At 71.2% G+C, this 7,614-nt stretch carries 6 protein-coding genes; all 6 read left to right on the top strand.

Annotated elements, in window-relative coordinates; genetic code table 11:
* The coding region (mraY, locus tag ABT08_RS11790; protein ID WP_288115074.1) for a phospho-N-acetylmuramoyl-pentapeptide-transferase at positions 1-885 on the top strand (885 nt) is incomplete at its 5' end.
* Positions 882-2,432, top strand: coding sequence for a UDP-N-acetylmuramoyl-L-alanine--D-glutamate ligase (gene murD / locus ABT08_RS11785; protein WP_288115073.1), 1,551 nt, complete (start codon positions 882-884; stop codon positions 2,430-2,432). The genes mraY and murD, both read left to right, overlap by 4 nt.
* Positions 2,386-3,666 (top strand): putative lipid II flippase FtsW, encoded by a 1,281-nt coding sequence (gene ftsW / locus ABT08_RS11780; protein ID WP_288115072.1) that lies wholly within the window; start codon positions 2,386-2,388, stop codon positions 3,664-3,666. Before murD ends, ftsW begins: the two co-directional genes overlap by 47 nt.
* Positions 3,663-4,736, top strand: a complete 1,074-nt coding sequence (locus ABT08_RS11775) for a UDP-N-acetylglucosamine--N-acetylmuramyl-(pentapeptide) pyrophosphoryl-undecaprenol N-acetylglucosamine transferase (RefSeq protein WP_045247231.1) — start codon at positions 3,663-3,665, stop codon at positions 4,734-4,736. Before ftsW ends, ABT08_RS11775 begins: the two co-directional genes overlap by 4 nt.
* A gap of 67 nt (positions 4,737-4,803) precedes the next feature.
* Positions 4,804-6,207, top strand: a complete 1,404-nt coding sequence (gene murC / locus ABT08_RS11770; protein ID WP_273207091.1) for a UDP-N-acetylmuramate--L-alanine ligase — start codon at positions 4,804-4,806, stop codon at positions 6,205-6,207.
* A 2-nt stretch (positions 6,208-6,209) separates the two neighbouring features.
* Positions 6,210-7,286: an FtsQ-type POTRA domain-containing protein gene (locus ABT08_RS11765; RefSeq protein WP_288115071.1), complete on the top strand. Its 1,077-nt coding sequence runs from the start codon at positions 6,210-6,212 to the stop codon at positions 7,284-7,286.
* The last annotated feature ends 328 nt before the right edge of the window (positions 7,287-7,614 follow it).

The following is a 7,614-nucleotide window of genomic DNA, read 5'->3' as shown; positions in this document are numbered from 1 at the left end:
CGGAATCCGCCGACGATCTCCGGGCTCCTGGTGATCTGGATGATGGTCGGCTTCGGTGTGGTCGGGTTCATCGACGACTTCATGAAGGTGCGGCGGCAGAACAGCCTGGGTCTCAGCGGCTGGCGCAAAGTTGCCGGCCAGGGCGTCGTCGTCGTGGTCTTCGGCATCGCCGCACTCAACTTCCCGAACGGCGACGGACAGACCCCCGCAAGCCCGTTCGTCTCGCTCTTCCGCGACGTTCCGTGGCTGTCGTTCATGGCGCTCGGCGCGGTGATCGGATGGATCCTGTACCTCGCCTGGATCGCCCTGCTCGGCGTGGCGAGCTCCAACTCCGTGAACGTGTCGGACGGGCTCGACGGCCTCGCGGCGGGCTCGGCCATCTTCGTCACGAGCGCCCTCGCCCTCGTCGCGTTCTGGCAGTTCAAGCAGCCCTGCGACGCCGTGACGGCGCACGCCGGACTCAGCGAGGCCTGCTATCAGACCCGGGACCCGTTCGACCTCGCGATCATCGCCGCCTCGTTCATCGGCGCACTGGTCGGGTTCCTGTGGTGGAACGCGCCGAAGGCGAAGGTGTTCATGGGCGACGTCGGGTCGATGTCGATCGGCGGCGTCATCGCCGCCCTCGCGATCCTCACCCGCACCGAGATCCTGCTCGTCGTCATCGCCGGCGTCTACGTCATCGCCTCCGGGTCCGTCATCCTCCAGCGGGTCTACTTCAAACTGACCCGAGGCAAGCGGCTGTTCCTCATGAGCCCCCTGCACCATCACCTCGAGATGCGTGGCTGGGCGGAGATCACGATCGTCGTGCGCATGTGGATCATCGCGGGCCTGCTGGCACTCTCCGGCGTCGGCCTGTTCTACGTGGAGTGGCTGGTGCGCCTGTGACGGCCGCCTCGCGGCTCGACACCCTCACCAGCTGGCACGCCGACTGGTCCGGCGTGCGCGTCGCGGTGCTCGGCCTCTCGGTCACCGGATTCTCCGTCGCCGACACGGTCGCCGAGCTCGGTGCCGAGGTGCTCGTGCTGACGGAGAACGCCGATGAGGAGTACGCGACACTCCTGCCCGTCATCGGCGCCGCCCTCCACCTCGGTCCGCTCGACGCCCTGCCTGCGGCGCTCACCGACTTCGCGCCCGATGTGGTCATCGCATCCCCGGGGTTCTCGCCGCGGCATCCGGTCATCGAGGCCGTGCGCGACGCGGGCATCGCCCTGTGGGGAGACGTCGAGCTCGCCTGGCGGGTGCGCGACAAGGTGCTGCGCGCCGACGGCACGCCGGCCGAGTGGGTGCTCGTCACCGGCACCAACGGCAAGACCACCACGACCCGGCTCGCCGCGACGATGCTCGTCGAGGGCGGGCTGCGTGCGGCGCCCTGCGGCAACATCGGCGTGCCCGTGCTCGACGCCGTGCGCGACCCGCTCGGGTTCGACGTGCTCGTCGTCGAACTCTCCAGTCACCAGCTCTGGTATCTCGGGCTGCAGAGCGGCCCCGAGCCGCTGTCGCCCCACGCCGCGGTCTGCCTGAACCTCGCCGACGACCACCTCGAATGGCACGGCTCCTTCGAGGCCTACCGCGACGCCAAGGCCGTCGTGTACCGCCACACGAAGGCCGCGTGCGTGTACAACAAGGCAGACGCCGCGACCCTCCGCATGGTCGAGGAGGCCGAGGTCGTCGAGGGTGCCCGAGCCATCGGCTTCGACCTGGGCGTGCCCGGCCCGAGCGACCTCGGCGTCGTCGACGGCATCCTCGTCGACCGGGCCTTCCTCGAGGAGCGCCGCACCAGCGCGCTCGAGCTGACCACAGTCGCCGACCTCGCCGCCCGGGACCTCGCCGCCCCGCACGTCGTCGCGAACATCCTGGCCGCCAGCGCCCTCGCCCGCTCGCTCGATGTCGCCCCCGCCGCGATCCGCACCGCCCTCGAGAACTTCACGCTCGACCCGCACCGCATCCAGGTCGTCGGCCGTGCCGGCGGTGTCGTGTGGGTCGACGACTCGAAGGCGACCAACCCTCATGCCGCGGCCTCGTCGCTCGCCGCGTACCCGGGCGCGATCTGGGTCGTCGGCGGACTGCTGAAGGGCGTCGACATCGGGGAGCTCGTCGCCACGCGAGGCGGTCGCGCGAAAGCCGTCGTCGTGATCGGCGTCGACCGGACGGCGATCGTCGCGGCGTTCCAGCGACACGCGCCCGAGGTGCCCCTCATCGAGGTCGACCACGCTCAGACTGAGAGCGTCATGGCGCGCGCGGTGCAGGCTGCCGGCGAGGTCGCCCGTGACGGGGACGTCGTGCTGCTCGCCCCCGCCGCGGCATCCTTCGACCAGTTCGCGTCGTACGCCGACCGCGGCAACAAGTTCGCCGCAGCGGTGAAGGACTGGATCGAGAGGAACGCCGGTGGAGGATCGCACCCAGACGCCCCCGGCGACACCTCCGGACACTGACCCCGGGCGGCGCGGGATCGCCGCCCGCATCCATCTGGGGCGCGTGTTCACGCCGCTTCCGGGCGAATACCTCTTGATCGTCTCGACCGTGCTGGTGCTCACCGGGTTCGGGCTGGTCATGATCCTCTCCGCCACCTCCGCGACAGCGACGGAGTCGGGGGGGAACCCCTATTCGGCCGTGCTGAAGCAGGCCCTGTTCGCGGCGATCGGCATCCCCTTGATGTTCATCGCCTCGCGGATGCCGGTCGGGTTCTGGAAGCGCATGGCCTGGCCGTTCCTGATCTTCGCCCTCCTCGTGCAGCTCCTCGTCTACGTCCCCGGCCTCGGCGTCCACGCCGGAGGCAACCAGGCCTGGATCCAGGTGGGTCCGTTCCAGGCGCAGCCCAGCGAGTTCGTGAAGATGGGCATGGCGCTGTGGATCGCGGCCGTGCTCGCCCGTAAGGGCCCACTGTTGTCGAACTGGCGCCACGTGTACGTGCCGGTCGTTCCGGGAGCACTGCTCGCCATGGGCACCGTGCTCGCCGGCGGCGACCTCGGCACCACGATGGTGCTTGTGGCGCTGCTCATCGGCGCCCTCTTCTTCTCGGGCGTGAAGCTGCGCATCTTCGTGCTCCCGCTCGTCGTCTTCGTGGCCGGATGCTTCGTCTTCGCCGTGACCAATTCGAACCGTCTCGCGCGCATCCTGAGCTTCCTGAATCCGGATACCGCGTCGTGCTACTACAACGAGTGCTACCAGCCGCTGCACGGCATCTGGGGTCTCGCCGGAGGTGGCATCTTCGGTCTCGGCCTCGGCAACTCCAAGGAGAAGTACGACTGGCTGCCGGCCGCGCCCAACGACTACATCTTCGCAATCGTCGGGGAGGAGCTCGGCCTCGTCGGATGCCTCCTTCTGCTCTCGCTGTTCGTGGTGCTCGCGGTCGGCATCTTCCGCATTATCCGTCGCACCGACGACCTGTTCGTGCGGGTCGCGTCGGGCGCGATCGTGACGTGGATCACCGCGCAGGCGTTCATGAACATCGCCGTCGTGCTGCGCATCTTCCCGGTACTGGGCGTGCCGCTGCCGTTCGTCTCGCAGGGAGGCACGTCCCTCGTGTCCGTGCTGTTCGCGTCGGGCGTGCTGTTGTCGTTCACGCGATCGCTGCCGCAGCCGGTCGTGCTCACCTCCCCGGTCGTCACGACCGCCGCGGCCCCGGCCCCGCGCGGTCGCCGACCCGTGGAGGATGTCGCGCGGTGACCACCTACCTGCTCGCCGGCGGGGGAACCGCCGGTCATGTGAACCCGCTGCTCGCCGTCGCCGACGCGCTGCGCGCGCGCGAACCCGAGGCATCCGTCCTGGTTCTCGGCACCCGTGAGGGCCTCGAGGCGCGCCTCGTGCCGCTGCGCGGCTACGAGCTGCTCTTCATCGACAAAGTGCCGTTCCCGCGCCGCCCCGACCGCGCGGCCCTCGCCTTCCCGCGTCGCTTCGCGCGGGCGGTGCGGGCGGTGCGTCGCGACATCCGGGAGCGCGGCGTCGATGTCGTCGTCGGGTTCGGAGGGTACGCGGCGGCTCCCGCCTATGTCGCCGCGCGCCGCGAGCACGTGCCGTTCGTCGTGCATGAGGCCAACGCGAAGCCCGGGCTCGCAAACGTGCTGGGCGCGCGCCGCGCGGCCGCCGTCGGGGTCGCGTTCGAGGGCACGCCGCTGCGGCGAGCCGAGGTCGTCGGGATGCCGCTGCGTCGCGAGATCGTCGATCTCGACCGGTCGGCGCGCCGGGCCGAGGGTGCGGCGGCGTTCGGGCTCGATCCGGCGCGCCCGACGCTGCTCGTGTTCGGCGGCTCGCTCGGCGCGCAGCGGCTCAACGAGGCGTTCGGCGGCGCCTGGCGGGACGTGCTCGATGCCGGCTGGCAGCTGGTGCACGTGACGGGGGAGCGCTCCGATCTCGCCGACCCGGGTGCGACGGGCTACGCGCTGCGGCGCTACGTCGACCGAATGGACCTCGCGTTCGCCGCGGCCGACGCGATCGTGTCGCGGTCGGGTGCGGCGACGGTGAGCGAGATCAGCGCGCTCGGCATCCCCGCGGTCTACGTGCCCTACGCGGTCGGCAACGGCGAGCAGGCGCTCAACGCCGCCTCCGCTGTGCGCGCCGGTGCCGCGAGGCTGATCGCCGACGGGGAGTTCACCCCTGACCGGGTGCGGTCCGAGGTCGTACCGCTGCTCGCCGATGCCGCGGCGCTCCAGGCGATGACGGATGCCGCCTCCCTCGTCGGCACCCGGCACGGCGCCGAGAACGTGGTCGCCCTCATCGACCGGGCACTGGGTCGCTGAGAGTCTCGCGGCGGCGCCCGCGCGCCCGCGGCTCGTGCAGGATCGGCGAGCCTAGGATTGACGGGTCATGATCAGACCCGACCTCACCCTGCCGATTCCCGAGCACATCACCGCCGCGCACTTCATCGGCATCGGCGGCTCGGGGATGTCCGGCCTCGCCCGCATGTTCCTGGCCCGCGGCATCCGGGTGTCGGGTTCCGACCGCTCCGACAGCGCCGCCCTGCGCGCGCTGGCTGAGGCGGGCGCGACCGTGTACGTCGGTCACGACGCCGCGCACCTCGGCGACGCCGACACCGTCGTGCACACCGGGGCGATCTGGCCCGAGAACCCCGAGTTCGTGACGGCGAAGCAGCGCGGTCTCGCGGTCATCCACCGTTCGCAGGCGCTGCACTGGCTGATCGGCTCGCGCCCGCTCGTGTCGGTGGCCGGTGCCCACGGCAAGACGACCTCGACCGGCATGATCGTGACCGCGCTCGGCGCGCTCGGCGCCGACCCGAACTTCGTGAGCGGTGGCGTGATCGCCGACCGCGGCGTCTCCAGCGGGTCCGGTGCCGACGACCTGTTCGTCATCGAAGCCGACGAGTCCGACGGCACCTTCCTGCTGTACGACACCGCGATCGCGCTGATCACGAATGTCGACCCCGATCATCTCGACCACTGGGGCACCCGCGATGCCTTCTTCGATGGCTTCGTGCGCTTCGCCGACGCGGCCACGCGGGCGGTCGTCATCTCGTCGGACGACCCGGGCGCGCTGCGCGTGCGGGCGGCCACGACGCATCCTCACGTGATCTCGTTCGGCCTCGCCGACGACGCTGACGTGCGCGTCGCCGAGGTGCGCACGGACGGTCCGGTGGCCTTCACGCTGCACCACGCGGGGGAGTCGGCCTCGGTGCGTCTGGCCGTTCCCGGCGTGCACAACGCCATCAACGCCGCCGGTGCGGTCGCTGTACTGCTGACGCTCGGCTACCCGCTCGCCGCCGCGGCCGACGCCGTCACCGGGTTCGCCGGCACCGTGCGGCGCCTCGAACTCCACGGCGAACGCCGGGGTGTGCGAGTCTTCGACGACTACGCGCATCACCCGACCGAGGTCGCCGCGGCCCTGGCCGCGACCCGCACCTTCGCCGACGGCGGACGCATCATCGCCGTGCACCAGCCCCACACCTACTCGCGCACGCAGGAGATGCACCGCGAGTTCGCCGAGGTGCTCGAGAGTCTGGCCGACCACACCGTTGTGCTCGACGTGTACGGGGCTCGCGAGGATCCGGTGCCGGGAGTGACGGGCCGACTCGTCAGCGACGACTTCACGGATGCCGCGCATGTCGCGTTCGTCCCGGACTGGCAGGCCGCCGCCGACTACACGGCCGGCGTCGCCCGCGACGGCGACGTCGTGATCACCCTCGGCTGCGGGGACGTGTACCGGATCATCCCGCAGGTGCTGGCCGCTCTCGAGACCGAGCCCGCGGGGGTCTGACGGTGCGACGGCCCACCCCGCTGCCCACGCCGGAGGAGCCGCCGCGCCGCGCCGCGGCCGATCGCGGCGGATCCGCGCGTGGCGCGGCATCCGATTCGGCACCGGCGCTGGCGCCGGAAGCGCAGCGGCGGGAGATCCCGGCCCGTGCGTCCGCGTCGCGACGACGCTCGTCGGAGCCAGCCGCGGCGGAGGAGACCGCGCCGATCCCGGAGTGGATCGACGACGCACCGCTGTTCGCGCCCGAACCGCTGCGGCCCGTCGACCGGGAAGCGGTCCCCGTCGACGCTCCCGCTGAGCCGCCGGGGGAGGCGGAGCCGACGGTTCGTCTGGGCGACGTGTGGCGGTCCGCGCGTGCGCGGCGGCGCGCGATCCGCTCGGAGGTGCGTCGGTTCACCGTTCGCCAGCGTCGCAGGCGCATCGTGTGGCTGTCGGTCATCGCCGCCGTCGTGCTGCTCATCGCGGCGAGCATCGGCTCGGCGTACAGTCCGCTGTTCGCCGTGCAGCGGGTCGACGTCGTCGGCACCTCCCAGCTCGACGCGCAGACCGTCGCACACGCCCTCTCCGGACAGATCGGCACCCCGTTGGCGGCCGTCGACGAGTCGGCCGTGAAAGCGGCTCTGGTGCAGTTCCCCCTCATCGAGACGTACACCGTGGAGGCGCAGCCTCCGCACGACCTGGTGGTGCGCATCGTCGAGCGCACCCCCGTCGGGTTCATCCAGTACCCGTCGGGGTACGCGCTGGTGGATGCGGCCGGCGTGCAGCTGTCGATGTCGTCGACGCCGCCGTCGGGCTATCCCGCGCTGACGGTGAGCGACACCTCGTCGGCGGCGTTCCGTGCGCTCGGTGCGGTGATCCGGGCGTTGCCCGCGCAGCTGCGCTCGATCGTCACGGCGGGCAGCGCGCAGACCGCCGACGACGTGACGCTCACGATCGGCGGCACCGGGACCCGGATCGTATGGGGGAGCGCCGACGAGAGCGCCGAGAAGGCGAAGGTGCTCGAGACGATGATGGTGTCGAGGCCGCCGCAGGGGGTGCACGTGTATGACGTGTCGTCTCCGAGCGCGATCGTCGTGCAGTGACCCGCTGACTCGACGGCGACACGGCCGGAACGGTCGGGCCGCGTGAGCGAGCGTCGCCGCATCGATTTCCGAGAAGGATGTCGCGACACGCGCGCGCGCTGCGACCGCGCCGCGTTCCGGCCGCTTACCTTCGAGTGAGAAATTGCATACCGGGCAATTCTTTAACGTTCATGTTGAACGTGAAGGTTGACGGCCCGGGTGCCGGAACAGGGTTCGGGACGAGACGGAGGCCGGCATGAGCCAGAACCAGAACTACCTCGCAGTCATCAAGGTGGTCGGCGTGGGCGGCGGCGGCGTGAACGCCGTCAACCGCATGATCGAGCTCGGC

Origin of the sequence: Microbacterium sp. SCN 71-21, from assembly GCF_001725695.1 — a bacterium.
GTDB lineage: Bacteria > Actinomycetota > Actinomycetes > Actinomycetales > Microbacteriaceae > Microbacterium > Microbacterium ginsengisoli.
Note: the sequence above shows the minus strand (reverse complement) of the source record. Positions and strands in the feature narration are given on the sequence as shown.

Coding starts and splice junctions, on each gene's coding strand:
- murC (WP_273207091.1), top strand. CDS start 4,804: ATGATCAGACCCGACCTCACCCTGCCGATTCCCGAGCACATCACCGCC.